This window comes from Citrobacter sp. Cpo147 (assembly GCF_030332405.1).
Classification (GTDB): Bacteria; Pseudomonadota; Gammaproteobacteria; order Enterobacterales; family Enterobacteriaceae; genus Citrobacter; species Citrobacter portucalensis.
This window is the reverse complement of record NZ_JAOWHX010000030.1, coordinates 1,232,648-1,251,444: the sequence shown is the minus strand read 5'-3', so window position 1 is coordinate 1,251,444 and position 18,797 is coordinate 1,232,648. Positions and strand designations below refer to the sequence as shown.

General features: G+C 52.5%; 18 protein-coding genes. 13 read left to right on the top strand and 5 right to left on the bottom strand.

Annotation, left to right across the window (positions count from 1 at the left end):
* Window positions 1-208 precede the first annotated feature (208 nt).
* Together fetA and fetB are read left to right on the top strand one after the other, a co-directional pair.
* Window positions 209-886, top strand: a complete 678-nt coding sequence (gene fetA / locus OGY06_RS08570; protein ID WP_286605092.1) for an iron efflux ABC transporter ATP-binding subunit FetA — start codon at window positions 209-211, stop codon at window positions 884-886.
* On the top strand, window positions 873-1,652 hold the full coding sequence (gene fetB, locus OGY06_RS08565) for an iron efflux ABC transporter permease subunit FetB (protein ID WP_003831075.1): 780 nt from the start codon (window positions 873-875) through the stop codon (window positions 1,650-1,652). Before fetA ends, fetB begins: the two co-directional genes overlap by 14 nt.
* An 80-nt stretch (window positions 1,653-1,732) precedes the next feature.
* Here fetB and OGY06_RS08560 read toward each other — a convergent pair whose 3' ends face one another.
* The 3 genes from OGY06_RS08560 to tesA all read right to left on the bottom strand — a co-directional run bounded on the left by OGY06_RS08560 (window position 1,733) and on the right by tesA (window position 4,194).
* The gene (locus tag OGY06_RS08560) at window positions 1,733-2,587 is read right to left on the bottom strand and encodes a co-chaperone YbbN (protein WP_003831076.1); all 855 of its coding nucleotides are present in this window, start codon (window positions 2,585-2,587) and stop codon (window positions 1,733-1,735) included.
* 58 nt (window positions 2,588-2,645) lie between these two features.
* Window positions 2,646-3,416: an SDR family oxidoreductase gene (locus OGY06_RS08555; RefSeq protein WP_003831077.1), complete on the bottom strand. Its 771-nt coding sequence runs from the start codon at window positions 3,414-3,416 to the stop codon at window positions 2,646-2,648.
* A gap of 163 nt (window positions 3,417-3,579) precedes the next feature.
* Window positions 3,580-4,194 carry a multifunctional acyl-CoA thioesterase I/protease I/lysophospholipase L1 gene (gene tesA / locus OGY06_RS08550; protein WP_032934351.1) on the bottom strand — a complete coding sequence of 205 codons (615 nt, stop codon included), beginning with the start codon at window positions 4,192-4,194 and terminating at the stop codon, window positions 3,580-3,582.
* On the opposite strand from tesA, the gene ybbA reads away from it, so the two are divergent.
* The 6 genes from ybbA to OGY06_RS08520 all read left to right on the top strand — a co-directional run bounded on the left by ybbA (window position 4,165) and on the right by OGY06_RS08520 (window position 11,405).
* Window positions 4,165-4,851 (top strand): putative ABC transporter ATP-binding protein YbbA, encoded by a 687-nt coding sequence (gene ybbA / locus OGY06_RS08545; RefSeq protein ID WP_008783992.1) that lies wholly within the window; start codon window positions 4,165-4,167, stop codon window positions 4,849-4,851. The genes tesA and ybbA overlap by 30 nt on opposite strands.
* A complete protein-coding gene (gene ybbP, locus OGY06_RS08540) occupies window positions 4,848-7,262 on the top strand; it encodes a putative ABC transporter permease subunit YbbP (RefSeq protein ID WP_164563034.1) in 2,415 nt (804 codons plus the stop codon). Before ybbA ends, ybbP begins: the two co-directional genes overlap by 4 nt.
* 186 nt (window positions 7,263-7,448) lie before the next feature.
* Window positions 7,449-8,582: a porin gene (locus tag OGY06_RS08535; protein WP_123268429.1), complete on the top strand. Its 1,134-nt coding sequence runs from the start codon at window positions 7,449-7,451 to the stop codon at window positions 8,580-8,582.
* A 260-nt stretch (window positions 8,583-8,842) separates the two neighbouring features.
* Window positions 8,843-9,673 carry a MetQ/NlpA family ABC transporter substrate-binding protein gene (locus OGY06_RS08530; RefSeq protein ID WP_063941337.1) on the top strand — a complete coding sequence of 277 codons (831 nt, stop codon included), beginning with the start codon at window positions 8,843-8,845 and terminating at the stop codon, window positions 9,671-9,673.
* A gap of 63 nt (window positions 9,674-9,736) precedes the next feature.
* Entirely contained in the window at window positions 9,737-10,753 is a 1,017-nt protein-coding gene (gene sfbB, locus OGY06_RS08525) for a virulence-associated ABC transporter ATP-binding protein SfbB (RefSeq protein ID WP_003831084.1), read from the top strand.
* Window positions 10,746-11,405: a methionine ABC transporter permease gene (locus OGY06_RS08520; protein ID WP_003831085.1), complete on the top strand. Its 660-nt coding sequence runs from the start codon at window positions 10,746-10,748 to the stop codon at window positions 11,403-11,405. Before sfbB ends, OGY06_RS08520 begins: the two co-directional genes overlap by 8 nt.
* Here the strand turns inward: OGY06_RS08520 and mnmH are convergent, their stop codons facing one another.
* Together mnmH and allS are read right to left on the bottom strand one after the other, a co-directional pair.
* Complete coding sequence (mnmH, locus tag OGY06_RS08515; protein ID WP_164563033.1) at window positions 11,406-12,500, bottom strand: tRNA 2-selenouridine(34) synthase MnmH; 1,095 nt, start codon at window positions 12,498-12,500, stop codon at window positions 11,406-11,408.
* Window positions 12,501-12,569: 69 nt separating this feature from the next.
* Window positions 12,570-13,496 carry an HTH-type transcriptional activator AllS gene (gene allS / locus OGY06_RS08510; RefSeq protein WP_063941340.1) on the bottom strand — a complete coding sequence of 309 codons (927 nt, stop codon included), beginning with the start codon at window positions 13,494-13,496 and terminating at the stop codon, window positions 12,570-12,572.
* A gap of 227 nt (window positions 13,497-13,723) precedes the next feature.
* On the opposite strand from allS, the gene allA reads away from it, so the two are divergent.
* The 5 genes from allA to glxR all read left to right on the top strand — a co-directional run bounded on the left by allA (window position 13,724) and on the right by glxR (window position 18,736).
* Window positions 13,724-14,206, top strand: a complete 483-nt coding sequence (gene allA, locus OGY06_RS08505; RefSeq protein ID WP_048226465.1) for an ureidoglycolate lyase — start codon at window positions 13,724-13,726, stop codon at window positions 14,204-14,206.
* A gap of 78 nt (window positions 14,207-14,284) precedes the next feature.
* A complete protein-coding gene (gene allR, locus OGY06_RS08500) occupies window positions 14,285-15,103 on the top strand; it encodes an HTH-type transcriptional repressor AllR (RefSeq protein WP_032934542.1) in 819 nt (272 codons plus the stop codon).
* 84 nt (window positions 15,104-15,187) lie between these two features.
* The gene (gene gcl, locus OGY06_RS08495) at window positions 15,188-16,969 is read left to right on the top strand and encodes a glyoxylate carboligase (protein WP_063941341.1); all 1,782 of its coding nucleotides are present in this window, start codon (window positions 15,188-15,190) and stop codon (window positions 16,967-16,969) included.
* 12 nt (window positions 16,970-16,981) lie between these two features.
* Complete coding sequence (hyi, locus tag OGY06_RS08490; RefSeq protein WP_003831092.1) at window positions 16,982-17,758, top strand: hydroxypyruvate isomerase; 777 nt, start codon at window positions 16,982-16,984, stop codon at window positions 17,756-17,758.
* 99 nt (window positions 17,759-17,857) lie between these two features.
* Window positions 17,858-18,736 carry a 2-hydroxy-3-oxopropionate reductase gene (gene glxR / locus OGY06_RS08485; protein WP_063941342.1) on the top strand — a complete coding sequence of 293 codons (879 nt, stop codon included), beginning with the start codon at window positions 17,858-17,860 and terminating at the stop codon, window positions 18,734-18,736.
* The last annotated feature ends 61 nt before the right edge of the window (window positions 18,737-18,797 follow it).

Below are 18,797 nucleotides of genomic sequence, written 5' to 3'. Positions count from 1 at the left end.
GTTAGCTGCGTTACTCGGCCCATCCCTGGGCCTCGCCCCTGCGGGGTCGCTGTAAGCAGCGCTCAAATTTGCTCCCGGCAGATTTGTCGCTCACCCCAGTCACATAGTTAACTATGCTCCCGGAGGTTCACTCACTTGCCGCCGTCATGCAACTCGAATTATTTTGGGTATACACTGTCTGCACGAAAGATGTAAAAAGGGATTGGTAATGGAAGAAAGCAGCATTCTGCTTCAGTTAAAAAATGTCGCGTGGCAGGCAGGGGCGACGCAGGTTCTTAATAACATCTGTTTTGATCTCCGCGCCGGAGAATTTAAGCTGATTACCGGCCAGTCCGGCTGTGGTAAAAGTACGTTACTCAAGATAGTCGCGTCGTTAATTAGCCCGAGTTCTGGTGAAATCCTTTTTGAGGGTAAGGAGATATCAACGCTTAAGCCTGAAGCTTATCGCCAGCAGGTCTCTTATTGCGCGCAAACGCCCGCTTTGTTTGGTGACACCGTTTACGACAATCTCATTTTCCCCTGGCAAATCCGCAACAAAAGTCCGGATCCAGATGTGTTTCTGGCCGATCTGGCCCGCTTTGAGTTACCCGAGACGATCCTCAAAAAAAATATCAATGAGCTATCCGGCGGCGAAAAGCAGCGCGTCTCGTTAATTCGTAATTTGCAGTTTCTGCCGAAAATTCTGCTGCTTGATGAAATCACCAGCGCGCTGGATGAAGCCAACAAGCGTAATGTGAACGAATTAATTCACCACTATGTTCGCGATAAGAATATTGCTGTGCTGTGGGTGACGCATGACAAAGATGAAATTGAACATGCGGATAACGTCATAACCCTTCAACCGCACGCCGGTGAAATGCAGGAAGTAAGCAATGAACGAGCATAATATTACCAATGAATCCCTGGCGTTAGCGATGATGCTGGTGGTGGTCGCGATACTGATCAGCAATAAAGAAAAGCTGGCGCTGGAAAAAGATATTCTCTGGAGCGTTTGCCGGGCAGTGGTTCAGCTTATTATCGTGGGCTACGTGCTGAAATATATTTTCGGCGTCAACCATAGCATTCTGACCTTATTGATGGTGCTGTTTATCTGCTTTAACGCGGCCTATAACGCGCAAAAACGCAGTAAATATATTGATAAAGCTTTTCTCTCGTCGTTTATTGCTATTACGGTGGGAGCGGGGCTAACGCTTTCGGTGCTGGTTCTTTCAGGCTCTATCGAGTTCACGCCGATGCAGGTCATCCCGATCTCCGGCATGATTGCAGGTAATGCGATGGTGGCCGTGGGGCTGTGTTACAACAATTTGGGGCAGCGGTTTAACAGCGAGCAGCAGCAAATTCAGGAAAAACTCAGCCTCGGCGCAACGCCGAAGGTGGCTTCTGCACCGCTTATTCGCGACAGCATTCGCGCCTCGCTTATCCCGACGATTGATTCAGCGAAGACCGTGGGGCTGGTGAGTTTACCGGGAATGATGTCAGGATTGATCTTTGCAGGTATTGACCCGGTAAAAGCGATTAAGTATCAGATTATGGTGACGTTTATGCTGCTATCAACCGCCAGCCTGTCAACCATTATCGCCTGCTACTTAACCTATCGAAAATTCTATAATTCGCGCCACCAATTAGTGGTAACGCATTTGAAGAAGACGTGATGTGATGCCGGAGGGATCGGTATTTGTCGAATTTACAGGCCCGATAAGCGCGCAGGCGCTATCGGGCTAAATCAAATGGATTAGTACAGCAGCGCGTACAGCTGGCGGCGGTACTTCGAGGCCAGCGCATCGCCCGTACCCAGTGCGGCAAGGATCTCCTGGAAGGTCTTACGTGCCTGACCATCGGCAGCCGTAAGATCTTTCTTCAGGTGGCTGAACAGTAATTCCAGTGATTCTTCGTTACGTCCGACCTGGTGTAACTGAATAGCCAACTGCGTTGCCAGTGCCGCATCCTGCGGATTGTTGGCGACCTGCTGCTGCAACTGTTGGATTTCCGGCGTATCAGCTGCCTGTTTCAGCAGTTCAATCTGCGCGATCAGCCCCTGATAGCGGGTGTCCTGATCCTGCAACGGAATGGTTTTCAGTACCGCTTCGGCTTCATCAGAACGGTTCAGGGCGATTTGTGTTTCCGCCAGCAGCAGACCAATTTCGCTGCTCTGGTTGGAGATCTGCCAGGCTTCTTTCAGCAACGGCAGTGCATCCGCGTGATTACCGGCTTCGATGAATTCGATAGCCTGGCGTGCTTTCAGCTCTTCTTCGCTCGGCAGCACTTTCTCCAGCAGCGCGCGAATAACCTCTTCCGGCTGCGGGCCCTGGAATCCATCTACCGGCTGGCCGTTCTGGAACAGATAAACCGTAGGGATCGCGCGCAGACCAAACTGGGAGGCGATCATCTGCTCGGCATCGCAGTCCAGCTTAGCGAGAATAAACTGACCGTTATACTGGGCGGCAAGGCTCTCCAGTACCGGCGTTAATTGCAGACAATGCTGGCTGCGCTCAGACCAAAAATAGAACAGGACCGGCGTGGTCATCGACTGTTCGAGGGTCTGCTGTAGGTTCGATTCGTTAATGTTAACAATATTCTGTGTGGACATGGAGTTACTCTCTTTTGTCGATTTCTTGTTACATGGGGGCTGACGCGCGAGCTTCAACTCAACCCTGTAAAATTTTGTCCATTATGCGGCCTGGTAACAGGCGTTTAAGCAGCATCACTGCCCAGGTCACCAGCGTAACCGGATAACGTAGCTTTGGTTTATCGCTCTCAAACGCATGACGCACTTTGGCGACAACCGCTTCTGGTCCAAGCGTAAAACGCGCGGCAATGCCGGGATTTTCAACGGGAGCATCGCTCTGGGTCTGGTTGACGTTTTCGGTAAAGCGGGTATGGATGGGGCCGGGTTCAATCAGGCTGACCTTAATCCCGCTATGGCGCAGTTCCATACGCAGTGCGTCGGACCAGGCTTCCAGTGCATATTTGCTGGCGGCATAGGCGCCGCGTCCCGGCGTTGAGATCAATCCCATCACCGATGAGGTCATCACAATGCGCCCTTCGCCGTGGGGTAACATGGCAGGTAACAGGCGCATAGTAAGCTGATGTGCGCCAAAAAAGTTGGCGGAAAACTGCTGTTCCATCTGTTCACGGCTGATGGTGGGCAGTGGACCATAGACACCGTATCCGGCGTTGTTAAAGATCCCATATAAACGATTATCGGTCAGGGCGATCACTTCATCGGCGGCACGATCCACGCTTTCGGGTGAATCCAGATCCAGCAACACGCCAGTGAATCCCATGCTGTTCATACGCGCGACATCGTCAGGTTTGCGACAGCCTGCCAGAATTTGAAAACCCTGGCGCTTTAGCTCAAGCGCACTTTCCAGGCCGATTCCGCTGGAACATCCTGTTATTAAGACCGATTTTTGCATAACTTTACCTGTCAGGATCTCCGTTGTTTTATGAGTCGTGATTTACTATATCCGTCATACTTCAAGTTGTCTGTGCGTTGGCTACGCTCGCTCCCCCCAGTCACATAGTTATCTATGCTCCTGGGAACTCTCTCACTTGCCGCCTTCATACAACTCGAATTATTTAGGATAGAAAAGGTGTGAGATGTTGCGCCATCCAGTCGGCGATAAACGGCTGGGCATCACGGTTAGGATGAATACCATCATCCTGCATCCACTGGGGTTTCAGATAAACCTCTTCCATGAAAAATGGCAGCAGAGGAACATCAAACTCTTTGGCGAGCTTTGGATAAATCGCGCTAAAGGTTTCATTATAACGGCGACCGTAGTTTGCCGGCAGACGAATTTGCATCAGCAGTGGTTCGGCATTTGCCGCTTTCACGTCCTGCAAAATTGTTCGCAGGGTTTGTTCGGTTTGCGCAGGCGCAAAGCCGCGCAGGCCGTCGTTGCCGCCAAGTTCGACCAGCACCCAGCGCGGCTGGTGCTGCTTGAGCAATGCAGGCAGACGGGCCAGACCTTGCTGCGAAGTGTCGCCGCTAATGCTGGCGTTCACCACCGGCGTTTTGGTTTGCCATTTATCATTAAGTAGCGCAGGCCACGCGGCGCTGGCGGACATACGGTATCCGGCGCTCAGGCTGTCACCCAGAATTAATAACGTGTCCGCAGCGGCGGCGCGGAAAGTTAACAGGACCAGGAACAGGAAAGGCCAATGCCAGCGGAAAACATTGTTGAAGTTCATCATCTTAAGAAATCCGTCGGTCAGGGTGATCATGAGCTATCCATCCTTACCGGAGTTGAACTGGTTGTCAAACGCGCCGAGACCATTGCGTTGATTGGCGAGTCGGGATCGGGGAAATCCACGCTGCTGGCGATTCTCGCCGGGCTGGACGATGGCACCAGCGGTGAAGTCAGCCTGGTGGGGCAGGCGCTGCACACCATGGACGAAGAAGCCCGGGCGCAGCTGCGGGCGCGGCACGTGGGTTTTGTCTTCCAGTCATTCATGTTAATTCCGACCCTCAACGCGCTGGAAAACGTCGAACTGCCAGCGCTATTGCGCGGCGAAAACAGCGGAAAAAGTCGTGACGGGGCAAAAACGCTGCTGGAGCAACTGGGGTTGGGAAAACGTCTTGATCATCTTCCGGCCCAGCTTTCCGGCGGGGAGCAGCAGCGCGTGGCGTTGGCGCGGGCCTTTAACGGTCGCCCTGACGTGCTGTTTGCCGATGAACCAACGGGCAATCTGGACCGCCAGACCGGAGACAAAATCGCCGACCTGCTGTTTTCTCTGAACCGGGAACACGGTACCACCCTGATTCTGGTGACCCATGACCCGCAGCTGGCGGCGCGTTGCGATCGGCGTTTACGCCTGGTGAACGGACAGTTGCAGGAGGAGGCATGATTGCACGCTGGTTCTGGCGCGAATGGCGCTCGCCTTCATTACTGATTGTCTGGCTGGCGCTGAGCCTGGCGGTAGCTTGTGTGCTGGCGCTGGGCAATATCAGCGATCGTATGGAAAAAGGGCTGAGCCAGCAAAGCCGTGAGTTTATGGCGGGCGATCGGTCGCTACAAAGTTCGCGTACCGTGCCGAAAGCGTGGATTGACGAGGCGCGACAGCGTGGTCTGAAGGTGGGAGAACAGCTGACCTTTGCTACCATGACTTTTGCCCGCGATACGCCGCAACTGGCGAACGTTAAAGCGGTGGATGATGTGTATCCGATGTACGGCACGCTGCAAACTAACCCGCCGGGACTGAAACCGCAGCCGGGCTCGGTGCTGCTGGCCCCACGTCTGATGGCGCTACTCAACTTAAAAGTCGGTGATTCCATCGACGTTGGCGATGCCACGCTGCGTATTGCCGGGGAGGTGGTGCAGGAGCCTGACTCTGGTTTTAATCCGTTCCAGATAGCACCGCGTCTGATGATGAACATGGCGGATGTCGAAAAAACGGCGGCGGTCCAGCCGGGAAGTCGCGTGACCTGGCGCTATAAATTTGGCGGGACGCCGTCGCAACTGGAAGCCTATGAAAAGTGGCTGCTGCCACAGTTAAAGCCTGAACAGCGCTGGTATGGGCTGGAGCAGGATGAAGGGGCGCTGGGGAAATCACTTGAGCGTTCGCAACAGTTCTTGCTGCTTTCGGCGCTGTTAACGCTGTTGCTGGCAGTCGCCGCGGTTGCCGTGGCGATGAGCCATTATTGCCGCAGCCGTTACGATCTGGTGGCTATTCTGAAAACCCTCGGCGCGGGCAGAGCGCAGTTGCGCAGGCTGATTGTTGGTCAATGGTTGATGGTGCTGGCGCTGTCTGGCGTGACCGGCGGACTATTCGGGCTGTTATTTGAGCGCGTGCTGGTGCTGCTGCTCAAGCCGGTTCTGCCCGGAGAACTACCGCCTGCCAGCCCCTGGCCGTGGCTATGGGCACTAGGCACCATGACGGTGATTTCGCTCTTGGTGGGGTTACGCCCGTACCGTCTACTGCTGGCGACGCAGCCACTGCGGGTGCTACGCCGTGACGTGGTGGCAAACGTCTGGCCGCTGAAGTTTTATTTGCCGGTGGTCGTGATAGTCGTGATTGCACTGCTTGCTGGACTGATGGGCGGAAGTCCGCTGCTGTGGGCGGTACTGGCTGGTGCGGTGGTACTGGCGCTGTTGTGCGGGGTGCTCGGCTGGATGCTGCTCAACGTTCTGCGTGGTCTGACGCTCTCCTCACTGCCGCTGCGTTTGGCGGTCAGTCGACTGTTACGCCAGCCGTGGTCAACGCTCAGCCAGCTATCGGCATTTTCGCTTTCCTTTATGCTGCTGGCGTTGTTACTGGTGCTGCGCGGCGATCTGCTCGACCGCTGGCAGCAGCAAATGCCGCCGGAAAGTCCGAACTATTTTCTGATCAACATTGCCACCGAGCAGGTGGTTCCGCTGAAGGCTTTCCTGTCCGAGCATCAGGTGATCCCGGAATCGTTCTATCCGATTGTGCGGGCGCGTCTGACGGCGATCAATGAGAAGCCGACCGAAGGCAATCAGGATGAGGCGCTGAACCGCGAGCTTAATCTTACCTGGCAGGATACCCGACCGGATCATAACCCGATAACCGCCGGAAGCTGGCCGCCAAAAGCGGGCGAAGTGTCGATGGAAGAGGGGTTAGCGAAACGGCTGAACGTCAAACTCGGCGATCGAGTGACCTTTATGGGTGACACCCAGGATTTCAGCGCCACGGTCAGCAGTCTGCGCAAAGTGGACTGGGAAAGCCTGCGGCCCAACTTCTTCTTTATCTTCCCCTCCGGCGCGCTGGATGCTCAGCCGCAAAGCTGGTTAACCAGCTTTCGCTGGGAGAACGGCAACGGCATGCTAACGCAGCTTAACCGCGAATTCCCGACCATCAGCCTGCTGGATATTGGCGCCATCCTCAAACAGGTGAGCCAGGTGCTGGATCAGGTGAGCCGCGCACTGGAGGTGATGGTGGTACTGGTCACCGCCTGTGGCATGCTGCTGCTATTGGCGCAGGTCCAGGTCGGGATGCGTCAGCGTCATCAGGAGTTGGTGGTCTGGCGCACGCTGGGCGCGGGTAAGAAGCTGCTGCGTACCACGCTGTGGTGCGAGTTCGCCATGCTCGGGATGGTTGCCGGACTGGTGGCAGCCATCGGCGCAGAAACGGCGCTTGCGGTGCTGCAAACCAGAGTGTTTGATTTCCCGTGGGAACCAGACTGGCGACTGTGGGTAGTATTACCATTTAGTGGAGCATTGCTGCTCTCTTTATGCGGCGGATGGCTCGGTTCACGTCTGCTAAAAGGTAAAGCGCTATTCCGTCAGTTCAGTAGTTAATTCATATTCGTGATGATTACGCACCGGTTTTTAAATCGGTGCGTCTTTTTTTCTATGTAGCACAAAATGATAACTCCTTGATATTTAACAGCACAGAACAATAAAAACCCAACAACACGAGAGTATTAATAAACGTTAATATTTGTGTGCTGAATAATTGGCAGGCTATCTATCAAGGTATAAATAATGACTATAAAAAAAACAGCGCTGGCGGTATCGATCGGCGCAGCAGTGGCATTAACGACTTTCGCTTCACAGGCGGAAATCACGGTCCTGAAACAAGATCCGCAGGCGGGCAACCCGCTGAGCCGTCTTAACTTCACCGTCGGCGGCAGTATTCGTCCGCAGTTCCAGAATATGGCCGGTGACGATGGTAAGAATGGCTACAAACGTAATGGCTTCGATGGCGGTACACGTTTCCGCTTCGCCGCTGACTACTATCTGTTTGATGATATCAGTTGGGTGAGCTACTACGAGCTGGGCGTTAACTTCCCGGCGATGTTCAACTGGGATAACCACTACGCTGACGGTGCCAACGATACCACGCGTCGTATGTTGTACACCGGTCTGAAGAGTGCAACCTGGGGTACGCTGACCTTCGGTCAACAGAACAGCATTTACTATGATGTAGTCGGTGCGAAAACGGATATCTGGGACTATGACATGATCGGTCAGGCGCCAGGTAACGGTATTAATGGCGACTATGATGGTTCCTATCGTACGCGCAAATCTCTGAAGTATAAGAATACCGTTGGTGATGTGGATCTCTACGCCTCTTATCTGTTCAGTGATGATTACAACCCGAACAACGGTCTGCGCTACAAGCGTAAAGGCGGCGGCTCGCTGGGTGTGGATTATCACATTACCGATGACCTGACCTGGGGTACGGCGTGGAACTACACTCGCGCGGAAATGCGTGGCAACACCAGCAAAACCTACGATCAAAACATCGTCGGTACTGCGCTGAGCTGGAAACCGGACAACTGGACCTTCTCGCTGGGCGGCGGTTGGTATCAAAACTTCATGACCACCAAAAAAGTCTCTGTTAACGACTACTTTGCCGGTGATGCCTGGGGTCTGGAATACTTCGCGGGATACACCTTCCCGGTTGGTCAGTATGCGCTGAAATCCGTTCAGCCTTACTTTATGGGCGACCGTATTGAGTACGTGAATGGCCGTAACTACCTGCGTACCGACAACGGCGTGGGGATCAGCTTCCAGCTGGATTACGGTTTCCGTGTTGACTACGAACACGTCTTTACCTCCAGCACCGACAATCTGGGTGACATGAACCTGGTTCGTCTGCGTTACGACTTCTAATCGACGCCTGCCGCCCGATGCGCTTGCGCTTATCGGGCCTAAGAAAGCTGTTGTAGGCCGGATAAGGCACTTGTGCCGACATCCGGCTTTTTCATACCTTCTTTCATTTAAAAACATACTCTGCAACATCATGAAATAATTTCAAGGACAGCAGGTTGTGATCTGTGTCATGTTAACAATCAGCCTGTTAACAGGCCAACAAGAACAACGCCGCAAGAACGGCGTGAGACATGACACCACAACGTTAAAATGGAGAGAATATGGGATTGCGTCAGAGTTTACGCGTCGCGACCGGGGCGCTGTTACTGGCCTGTGGATTACAGTTTGCTCATGCGAACAGTGACCCGCACACAATCGTGTTTGGCGTCGCGCCTGGGCCATACGGTGATATGGTGAAACAGGCCATTGCCCCCACGCTGAAAGAGAAAGGCTATAAGGTAGTGGTGCGCGAATTCAGCGATTACGTGCAGCCAAACATGGCGCTCTCCAACGGCAGCATTGATGCTAACCTGTTCCAGCATTCGCTCTATTTTGACAAATTCACCGCAGATAAAGGCCTGAAGCTGAGCAAGCTGATTGTGGTCCCGACGGCAGGGATGGGGTTTTACTCACATAAAATCAAAAGCCTGGATGAGTTGAAAAAAGGAGATGTGATCACGCTCTCCAACGATCCCACTAACCTGGCTCGCGGTCTGCGTTTCCTGCAGTCTATTGGCCTTATCACCATCAAAGACAATATTGATCCAACTAAAGCCTCCGAGCGCGATATCGCCAGCAATCCGAAAGGGCTGGTGTTTAAACCGCTGGAAGCGGCACAGCTGCCGCGTACGCTGGACGGTGTGACCGGTGCGCTGGTCAACGGTAACTTTGCCGTGGCGGCAAAAATGGATCTCGCCAGCGCCATCAAGCAGGAACACCTGGATGAAAATCTAAAAAATATCATCGCGGTACGCACTGAAGATGCGGATAAACCGTTCGCCAAAGATATTGTTGAGGCGGTGAAATCTCCGGCGTATCGCGCGGTGATCGACGATCCGCAAAATATCTACAGCGCCTTCCAGAAACCGGAATGGATGTCGGCAGCCCAATAATCGCTGCGCACAAGGGTTAACAGGGGCAGCGACGACTGCCCTTTTCGCATTTCTGAGGTGGCTATGATTGAGATAGAGAAAGTTTGCGTGGATTTTAGCGCAGGCCGTGGACCATCAACCCGGGCGGTTGATGACGTCAGCTTGCGCATCGGCGCAGGTGAGATATTTGGCATTGTCGGGACCAGCGGCGCGGGGAAAAGTACGCTGCTGCGTACCCTGAACGCCTTAACGCGTCCGAGCCAGGGAAGCGTGAAGGTGAACGGCGTAGAAATTTCTGCGCTTGAAGGGGGGCATCTACGTAAAGCCCGTCAGCGTATCGGGATGATTTTTCAACATTTTAACCTGATGCATACCCGTACCGTGGCGCAAAACGTCGCCTTTAGCCTGAAGGCTGCCGGATGGGAGCGCAGTAAAATTGGCCCGCGCGTGAGCGAAATCCTGGCGCTGGTGGGGCTGTCAGACAAGGCGAACCGCTTTCCGGTTCAGCTAAGCGGTGGGCAAAAGCAGCGTGTGGGTATTGCCCGCGCGATTGCCAATCACCCGGATGTGCTGTTGTGTGATGAACCTACCTCGGCGCTGGACCTCGAAACCTCGGCCACGATTCTGGCGCTGCTTAAGCAGATCAACCAACAGTTGGGGATCACGATCGTGCTGATCACTCACGAGATGAACGTGATCAAATCGATTTGCGATCGCGTGGCGGTGATGTCCGGCGGCAAGGTGGTGGAGTCCGGTGAGGTGTTTGACGTTTTTGCTCACCCGCAGCATGCGTTCACACAGCAGCTGGTGTCACATACCCTCAATTTGACGCTGCCCGAGCGTCTGCGCCAGCATCTGCCTGGCCAGTTGCTAAAAATTCTGTTCATCGGCGATTCGGCGGAACAGCCGGTGTTGTCAGAAGTGGCGGTTAAATTTGGCGTGGCGGTGAACATTCTGCACGGCAAAATTGAGTATATCGGTGAACGTGCGCTGGGGATTCTGGTGGTGCAACTGACCGCGCCGCATAACCCTTCTGCGGTGGATGTCGCCGTGGAACATATTCGTCAACGTACTGCACAGGTGGAGGTGATTCGTGGATGATTTATTGCCGGATTTGACGCTGGCGTTTAATGAAACTTTCCAGATGCTGAGCATCTCTACGGTGCTGGCAATTATTGGCGGACTGCCGCTCGGTTTTCTTATTTTCGTCACCGATCGGCATTTATTCTGGCAAAACCGTTTTGTGTATCTGCTCAGCTCCGTGCTGGTGAATATCATTCGTTCGGTGCCGTTTGTGATCCTGCTGGTTCTGCTGTTGCCGCTAACCCAGTTTTTGCTCGGGAATACCATTGGCCCGATTGCGGCGTCGGTCCCGCTCTCAGTAGCGGCAATCGCTTTCTATGCCCGTCTGGTTGATAGCGCGCTACGTGAAGTCGATAAAGGGATTATTGAAGCGGCGGAAGCGTTTGGTGCCAGCCCGATGCGCATCATCTGCACCGTTCTGTTACCTGAAGCGAGCGCGGGTCTGCTGCGTGGGTTGACGATAACGCTGGTGAGTCTGATCGGTTACTCCGCGATGGCCGGGATCGTTGGCGGCGGTGGAGTCGGTGACCTGGCGATTCGCTTTGGTTATTACCGCTACGAAACCCAGGTCATGATCGTCACCGTGGTGGCGCTGATTATTCTGGTGCAGGTCGTTCAGGTGCTGGGTGACTGGCTGGCAAAACGCGCAGATAAGCGCGACAGACACTGATCACTGTGCGTTAAGCCAGTCGGCAACGTCCTGCCATGTGCCGCGAAAGACGATTTTCGCGGCTTTCTTTTCCAGCTGATAACGATACATCGGGTCGTAATACTCGTTGAGCAACGGTACCAGCCAGCCCATATGGGCGTCGGTGCTGCCCGTTACCTGCTGTTCGCGCAGGGCCTCGTCGAGCAGGGTGGTCAGCTCGGCAAAACGTTGTAAACCCAGACGGCGGCGGATAGCAAACAGGCCGTGGTGCAGGTACTCGCTGTACTCCTGCCAGCCCTGGCTCTCGCCATAAGCGCGGGTAAAATCGTGGTGCATCTTCACGAAATACTCTTCGCGCAGTCGCTCCAGACGACGCTCAAAAGGATCGTTCACCACCGCAATTGATGCCTGGGTCATGCGCTCGCGCAGGCATTCGGGCAGATGATTAGCCCCGATCATGCGGCCTTCATCTTCCAGTACCCACAGACGTAAATCCTGACGGCTATCGGTTTTGAGCATTTCAACCGCCAGCAGGTTTTCAAAACTCGCCTGACTCAATTGAGGTTCAACGGTGCGACCAAACGAGGAGCCGCGATGGTGCGCCAGACCTTCGAGATCCACACCGTTTGGCTGCTGTTGCACCAGTTGGGTTTTGCCGTTCCCGGTACAGCCGCCAATTAAGACGATCGGCTTTTGCACTAATTCTTCAGTCAGCTGTATCACTGCCTGGCGCAGGGCTTTGTAACCGCCTTTAATCAGCGGATAGTCAATGCCGGACTCGTGCAGCCACTGCTGCACAATATGCGAACGCTGACCGCCACGCGCGCAGCATAAATAGCCCGCAGGATTTTGACGACAGGCATCCAGCCAGGCATGCATACGCTGTTGGCGGGTTTCACCCGAGACCAGTTGATGGCCGAGCGCGAGGGCGGCTTCGGGTCCCTGACGTTTATAACAGGTCCCAACGGCGGCACGTTCGTCATCGTTCATTAAGGGAAGGTTGATTGCGCCCGGCATTGCGCCCTGCTGAAATTCCACGGGGGCGCGTACATCGATTAAAGGCGTACCGGCGAGCAAAATTGCGCGGTAGTCTTGTGTTGTTTGTGTGTCTTGCATAGTAAAAAACGAAACCTCAAATCATCCTGCGTACTATTTTACGCGCCAAATGAGAGGATGACTTGATTTTCAATCGCGTGCATTGTTGAAAATTGCCAAAAATCCGGCAATTTCCGGTTTTCGCTGGGTAAACAGCGTCACAATATCGTCAACTGCTTTACCTGCGCCAAACTTATGCCATGCGAGGCTTAAGGGAGAGGGGGGACGCATGGTCGGGATGATGCTACTAACCAGTTGCCCGCTATCCAGCAGCGGCTGGCAGAGCGGCTGCGGAACGAAGCCGATACCCACCCCTGCAAGATGCGCCGCAAGCTTGGTTTCCATGTCGGGGACGATTATCTCTTTTTGACCTGGAAGACGCCATGCGACCCGTTTGGTCAGGGTCCGCGCGCTATCCTCAATGTTAATTGCCGGAAAACGGCGCAGTTGCGCTTCCGTTAATGGACCGCTGACGTTTGCCAGCGGATGATCTGCCGACATGACAAATCGCCACTGAACAGAACCCAAAGGATCGAGGGTAAAGGTGTTTGCCATTGGTTCAGTGCCGGTGACGCCGATAGCCAGTGAAAATCCTTCGTATAGCAGAGAATCCCACACGCCCATATAAATCTGCCGGGAAAAGTGAAACTGAGTAAAGGGGTAGCGTGCGTTAAGCCAGGATAACAGGCGAGCGACGGCTTCAGGGCTGTACAGCAGGTTGTTGACCACAATATTCACCTGGCGCTCTACGCCGTCGTTCACCTGTTGCAACTCGCTGGGCATGCTGTCCAGCCAGGCGAGCCAGTCTTTTGCCTGAGAAAGGAGATGAGAACCGGCGGCGGTTAACGTCACGCTTCGGGTAGTACGAAAGAACAACGCGACGCCGGTATTTTCTTCCAGAAGTTTAATGCGGTAGCTGATGGTGGCCGTGGTTTTACACAAGCGATCCGCCGCCCTGGAGAAACTTCCCGTTTCGGCGACGCCGATAAAGGTACGCAGTGTTTCCGGGTCAAACATCGTCAGCTACTCCCTTAATGATCTTCTACAAGCCTGATTTCTTGTTCTCTGATTTATAAGTATTTTTGCATAATGGCCTTGTTTAAATTGTGGTCTAAATCTAGTTTTGGAAAAATTTTCCAATTTTTGTGTTGATGTTAAATCACGAAGGTTTTAGATTGCATGGTATTGAAACCGCCACGTGTTCTGACTGCGGTTCAGCGGAATTCAGTTACAAGGAAATGATGATGAAACTTGAGGTATTACCGTTAAACCAGCACACGTTCAGCGCCTATGGCGATGTCATAGAAACTGATAAACGTGATTTTTTTCATATCAATGATGGGCTCGTTGAGCGTTATCACGACCTGGCTAATGTGGAAGTCCTTGAACAGGATCGTACGCTCATCAGTATTAACCGCGCGCAACCGGCGGCTATGCCGATTGTTGTGCATGAACTGGAGCGCCACCCGCTAGGCACCCAGGCATTTATGCCTATGAATGGCGAAGCGTTTGTGGTGATTGTCGCGCTCGGCGAGGACAAACCCGATCTTTCCACCTTAAAAGCTTTTATCACCAATGGTCAACAGGGTGTGAATTACCACCGAAACGTCTGGCATCACCCGTTGTTTGCCTGGCAAACCGTGACTAATTTTCTGACTGTTGATCGCGGTGGTAGCGATAATTGCGATGTTGAAAGTATCCCGGCACATGAACTCTGTTTTGCGTGACGCTATCGGCCTTCTTGCTTAATATGAGCATATTGTTCATTGTTTATGCTCATATTTTGGGCCGGAGTAAATGCAGTGGTGACGGAAGTAAGACGGCGTGGCAGGCCAGGACAGGCGGAGCCGGTCGCGCAAAAGGGCGCTCAGGCGCTTGAGAGAGGCATTGCAATTTTGCAGTATCTCGAAAGAAGTGGAGGCAGTTCGTCAGTGAGCGATATTTCCGGCAGTCTGGATTTACCGCTCTCCACGACTTTTCGCCTGTTAAAGGTTTTACAGGCTGCTGATTTTGTTTATCAGGACAGCCAATTAGGCTGGTGGCACATCGGGTTAGGCGTATTCAACGTAGGCTCCGCGTATATTCATAATCGCGATGTTCTGTCAGTAGCCGGACCGTTTATGCACCGATTAATGCTGCTGTCGGGCGAAACGGTTAATGTCGCGATTCGCAATGGCACCGAAGCGGTGTTGATTGGTCAGAAGGAGTGCAAATCGATGGTCAGAATGTGCGCACCTTTGGGCAGTCGTATGCCGCTACATGCTTCTGGTGCGGGAAAAGCACTGCTTTATCCGTTGATGGAAGAAGAGCTAATGGACATCGTCGTGAAAACGGGTTTGCAGCAATTTACGCCGACCACGTTGGTAGACTTTCCGACTCTGCTGCGCAATCTGGAATTGGCGCGTGAGAATGGCTATATCGTCGATCACGAAGAGCATGTTATTGGATTGAATTGCATCGCTTCTGCTATCTATGACGATGCAGGCAGTGTCGTCGCTGCCATCTCTATTTCGGGGCCCGCATCCAGACTGACGGAAGATCGTTTTATCAGTCAGGGGGAGCTGGTACGGGATACTGCACGAGATATCAGTACGGCGCTTGGTTTAAAAGCACCCGTAGCGTAAGTCGCAGCCCGCTCAGAGGAGCGGGACTTTTTTGGATCTTTTCAAAGTTGGAAAATTTTTCCAATAAATAGAGGTAGAAAGAAAATGGCAAAAATGAGAGCCGTTGACGCGGCAATGTATGTGCTGGAAAAAGAAGGCATCACCACCGCATTTGGGGTTCCTGGAGCGGCAATTAACCCGTTCTACTCCGCGATGCGTAAGCACGGAGGTATCCGTCATATTCTGGCTCGTCACGTTGAAGGTGCTTCCCATATGGCGGAAGGCTATACGCGTGCAACGGCAGGAAACATTGGTGTCTGCCTTGGCACTTCCGGCCCGGCAGGTACTGACATGATCACCGCGCTGTATTCCGCTTCTGCCGATTCTATTCCTATTTTATGCATCACAGGCCAGGCGCCTCGCGCCCGCCTGCATAAGGAAGATTTTCAGGCTGTTGATATTGAGTCTATTGCCAAACCGGTTAGCAAAATGGCGGTAACGGTGCGTGAAGCGGCGCTGCTTCCTCGGGTTTTACAGCAGGCATTCCATGTTATGCGCTCTGGTCGTCCTGGCCCGGTGTTGATCGATTTACCTTTTGATATTCAGGTTGAAGAAATCGAATTCGATCCAGAAATGTATGAGCCTCTACCGGTGTACAAACCTGCTGCCAGCCGCAAACAGATTGAGAAAGCGCTGGAAATGCTGATTCAGTCTGAGCGTCCGGTCATCGTAGCTGGAGGTGGGGTGATTAATGCGGATGCTTGCGAACTGCTGCAACGCTTTGCTGAACTAACCCACGTACCGGTAATTCCTACGCTGATGGGCTGGGGATGTATCCCGGACGATCATGAGTTAATGGCCGGAATGGTGGGATTACAAACGGCGCATCGTTACGGAAACGCCACGTTGCTGGCTTCCGATATGGTGTTCGGTATTGGTAACCGCTTTGCTAACCGACACACCGGCTCCGTCACGAAATATACTGAAGGGCGCAAAATCATTCATATCGATATTGAGCCGACGCAAATTGGCCGCGTTCTTTGCCCGGATTTAGGTATCGTTTCCGACGCCAAAGCCGCGCTGACTTTGCTGATTGACGTTGCTCAGGAGATGCAGAAAGCCGGACGTTTGCCTTGCCGGAATAGCTGGGTTGATGAATGCCAGCAGCGTAAGCGGACGCTACTGCGTAAAACCCACTTCGACAATGTTCCGGTTAAACCGCAGCGTGTGTATGAAGAGATGAATAAAGCCTTTGGTCGTGATGTTTGCTACGTCACCACCATCGGGTTATCGCAAATTGCCGCTGCGCAAATGCTGCATGTATTTAAAGACCGTCACTGGATCAACTGCGGTCAGGCTGGCCCTCTTGGCTGGACGCTACCGGCGGCATTAGGGGTTTGTGTGGCTGATCCTTCGCGCAATGTCGTCGGGATTTCAGGGGATTTTGACTTCCAATTCCTGATTGAAGAACTGGCAGTGGGTGCGCAATTCAACATTCCTTACATCCATGTGCTGGTCAACAACGCCTACCTGGGGTTGATTCGCCAGTCGCAGCGCGCGTTTGATATGGATTACTGCGTGCAACTGGCGTTCGAAAACATCAACTCCAGCGAAGTAAACGGCTACGGTGTCGATCACGTCAAAGTGGCTGAGGGGTTAGGCTGTAAAGCCATTCGCGTATTTAAACCTGAAGAGCTTGCTCCGGCGTTTGAACAAGCCAAAGCTCTGATGGCGCAGTATCGCGTTCCGGTTGTTGTCGAAGTGATCCTTGAACGTGTGACGAATATCTCTATGGGTAGCGAACTGGATAATGTTACCGAGTTTGAAGAGATTGCAGACGGTGCTACCGATGCGCCAACCGAAACCTGTTTTATGAAATACGAATAGAGGGAGTGACAAATGTTACGTTTCTCAGCCAATCTTTCCATGCTGTTTCTGGAATACAGTTTCCTTGAGCGCTTTGATAAAGCGGCACAATCGGGCTTTCGTGGCGTAGAGTTTATGTTTCCCTACGATTACGACATTGATGTATTAAAAGAAAAGCTGCAAAACAACCAACTGGAACATACACTGCATAATCTTCCTGCCGGAGACTGGGCTGCGGGTGAACGTGGTATCGCCTGTATTCCGGGCCGCGAAGAAGAGTTTCGTGACGGTGTGGCAGCGGCTATTCGTTATGCAAAGGGGCTTGGCAATAAGAAGATCAATTGCCTGGTGGGTAAAACGCCTACGGGGTTTTCTGCCGAACAGATCCAACAGACGCTGGTGGAAAACCTGCGCTATGCGGCAAATATGTTAGCAAAAGAAGATATTTTATTGCTGATTGAGCCGATCAACCATTTTGATATACCGGGTTTTCATCTCACCGGAACTCATCAGGCTCTGGCGCTAATTGACAGCGTCGGCTGCAATAATATCAAGATTCAGTATGACATTTATCACATGCAGCGCATGGAGGGAGAGTTAACCCAAACCATGACCACATGGGCAAATAAAATAGGTCATTTGCAAATTGCAGATAATCCTCGTCGCGGAGAACCAGGGACCGGGGAAATTAATTATGACTTTATTTTTAAGTTTATCGATAAATCAGGTTATGACGGCTGGGTTGGTTGTGAATATAAACCGTTAACCACCACCGAAGCGGGATTAACGTGGATTAATCAATATCGATAATTTGTAAGGATTTCAGGCATCGCTATTTTTTCCACTTTGTTGGAAGGGGTTTGTGTTGCCTGAATTCGGGAAAACCGGCAGATATATAAGAGGTTAAAAATGAAACTGGGATTTATTGGCCTGGGTATTATGGGATCGCCAATGGCGATTAATCTGGCTCGCGCCGGACATCAGCTGCATGTGACGACCATTGGTCCGGTAGCGGAAGAACTGCTGTCATTAGGCGCAGTAAATGTTGAAACCGCACGTCAGGTAACTGATTTTGCAGATATTATCTTCATAATGGTTCCGGATACGCCGCAGGTTGAAGAAGTGCTTTTTGGCGAGCACGGCTGCGCTAAAACCTCATTGCAGGGAAAAACAATTGTCGATATGAGTTCTATTTCTCCTATCGAAACCAAACGTTTTGCTAAGCAGGTTAATGAGCTGGGCGGTGACTATCTGGATGCGCCAGTCTCTGGTGGGGAAATTGGCGCTCGCGAAGGTACCTTGTCTATTATGGTTGGCGGTGAGCCAGAGGTATTTGAACGGGTCAAACCGCTGTTTGATATTCTGGGTAAGAATATCACTCTGGTAGGTGGTAATGGTGATGGCCAAACCTGCAAAGTGGCTAACCAAATTATCGTTGCCTTAAATATTGAAGCTGTTTCTGAAGCGCTGGTATTTGCCTCAAAAGCGGGGGCAGATCCGGTTCGCGTGCGCCAGGCCCTTATGGGCGGGTTTGCCTCTTCTCGTATTCTGGAAGTTCATGGTGAACGCATGATCAAACGCACCTTTGATCCCGGTTTCAAAATTGCATTGCATCAAAAAGATCTCAATCTTGCATTACAAAGTGCAAAGGCGCTCTCATTGAATTTGCCTAATACGGCAACTTGTCAGGAATTATTTAATACCTGTGCCGCGAATGGCGGTAGCCAGTTGGATCACTCGGCAATGATTCAGGCACTGGAATTAATGGCAAATCATAAATTGTCATGATCGTAGGTATCGCTGCACTCTTTGCAGCGATACATTTTAATCAGACACACTTTGGAAAGGT

What these genes read in the sequence shown, in the direction of transcription:
- OGY06_RS08530 (WP_063941337.1), top strand. Translation starts at nt 8,843, where the DNA reads ATGGGATTGCGTCAGAGTTTACGCGTCGCGACCGGGGCGCTGTTACTG.
- OGY06_RS08535 (WP_123268429.1), top strand. Translation starts at nt 7,449, where the DNA reads ATGACTATAAAAAAAACAGCGCTGGCGGTATCGATCGGCGCAGCAGTG.
- allA (WP_048226465.1), top strand. Translation starts at nt 13,724, where the DNA reads ATGAAACTTGAGGTATTACCGTTAAACCAGCACACGTTCAGCGCCTAT.
- fetA (WP_286605092.1), top strand. Translation starts at nt 209, where the DNA reads ATGGAAGAAAGCAGCATTCTGCTTCAGTTAAAAAATGTCGCGTGGCAG.
- ybbA (WP_008783992.1), top strand. Translation starts at nt 4,165, where the DNA reads ATGCCAGCGGAAAACATTGTTGAAGTTCATCATCTTAAGAAATCCGTC.
- ybbP (WP_164563034.1), top strand. Translation starts at nt 4,848, where the DNA reads ATGATTGCACGCTGGTTCTGGCGCGAATGGCGCTCGCCTTCATTACTG.
- fetB (WP_003831075.1), top strand. Translation starts at nt 873, where the DNA reads ATGAACGAGCATAATATTACCAATGAATCCCTGGCGTTAGCGATGATG.
- hyi (WP_003831092.1), top strand. Translation starts at nt 16,982, where the DNA reads ATGTTACGTTTCTCAGCCAATCTTTCCATGCTGTTTCTGGAATACAGT.
- gcl (WP_063941341.1), top strand. Translation starts at nt 15,188, where the DNA reads ATGGCAAAAATGAGAGCCGTTGACGCGGCAATGTATGTGCTGGAAAAA.
- tesA (WP_032934351.1), bottom strand. Translation starts at nt 4,194, where the DNA reads ATGAACTTCAACAATGTTTTCCGCTGGCATTGGCCTTTCCTGTTCCTG.
- allS (WP_063941340.1), bottom strand. Translation starts at nt 13,496, where the DNA reads ATGTTTGACCCGGAAACACTGCGTACCTTTATCGGCGTCGCCGAAACG.
- sfbB (WP_003831084.1), top strand. Translation starts at nt 9,737, where the DNA reads ATGATTGAGATAGAGAAAGTTTGCGTGGATTTTAGCGCAGGCCGTGGA.
- OGY06_RS08560 (WP_003831076.1), bottom strand. Translation starts at nt 2,587, where the DNA reads ATGTCCACACAGAATATTGTTAACATTAACGAATCGAACCTACAGCAG.
- OGY06_RS08555 (WP_003831077.1), bottom strand. Translation starts at nt 3,416, where the DNA reads ATGCAAAAATCGGTCTTAATAACAGGATGTTCCAGCGGAATCGGCCTG.
- glxR (WP_063941342.1), top strand. Translation starts at nt 17,858, where the DNA reads ATGAAACTGGGATTTATTGGCCTGGGTATTATGGGATCGCCAATGGCG.
- mnmH (WP_164563033.1), bottom strand. Translation starts at nt 12,500, where the DNA reads ATGCAAGACACACAAACAACACAAGACTACCGCGCAATTTTGCTCGCC.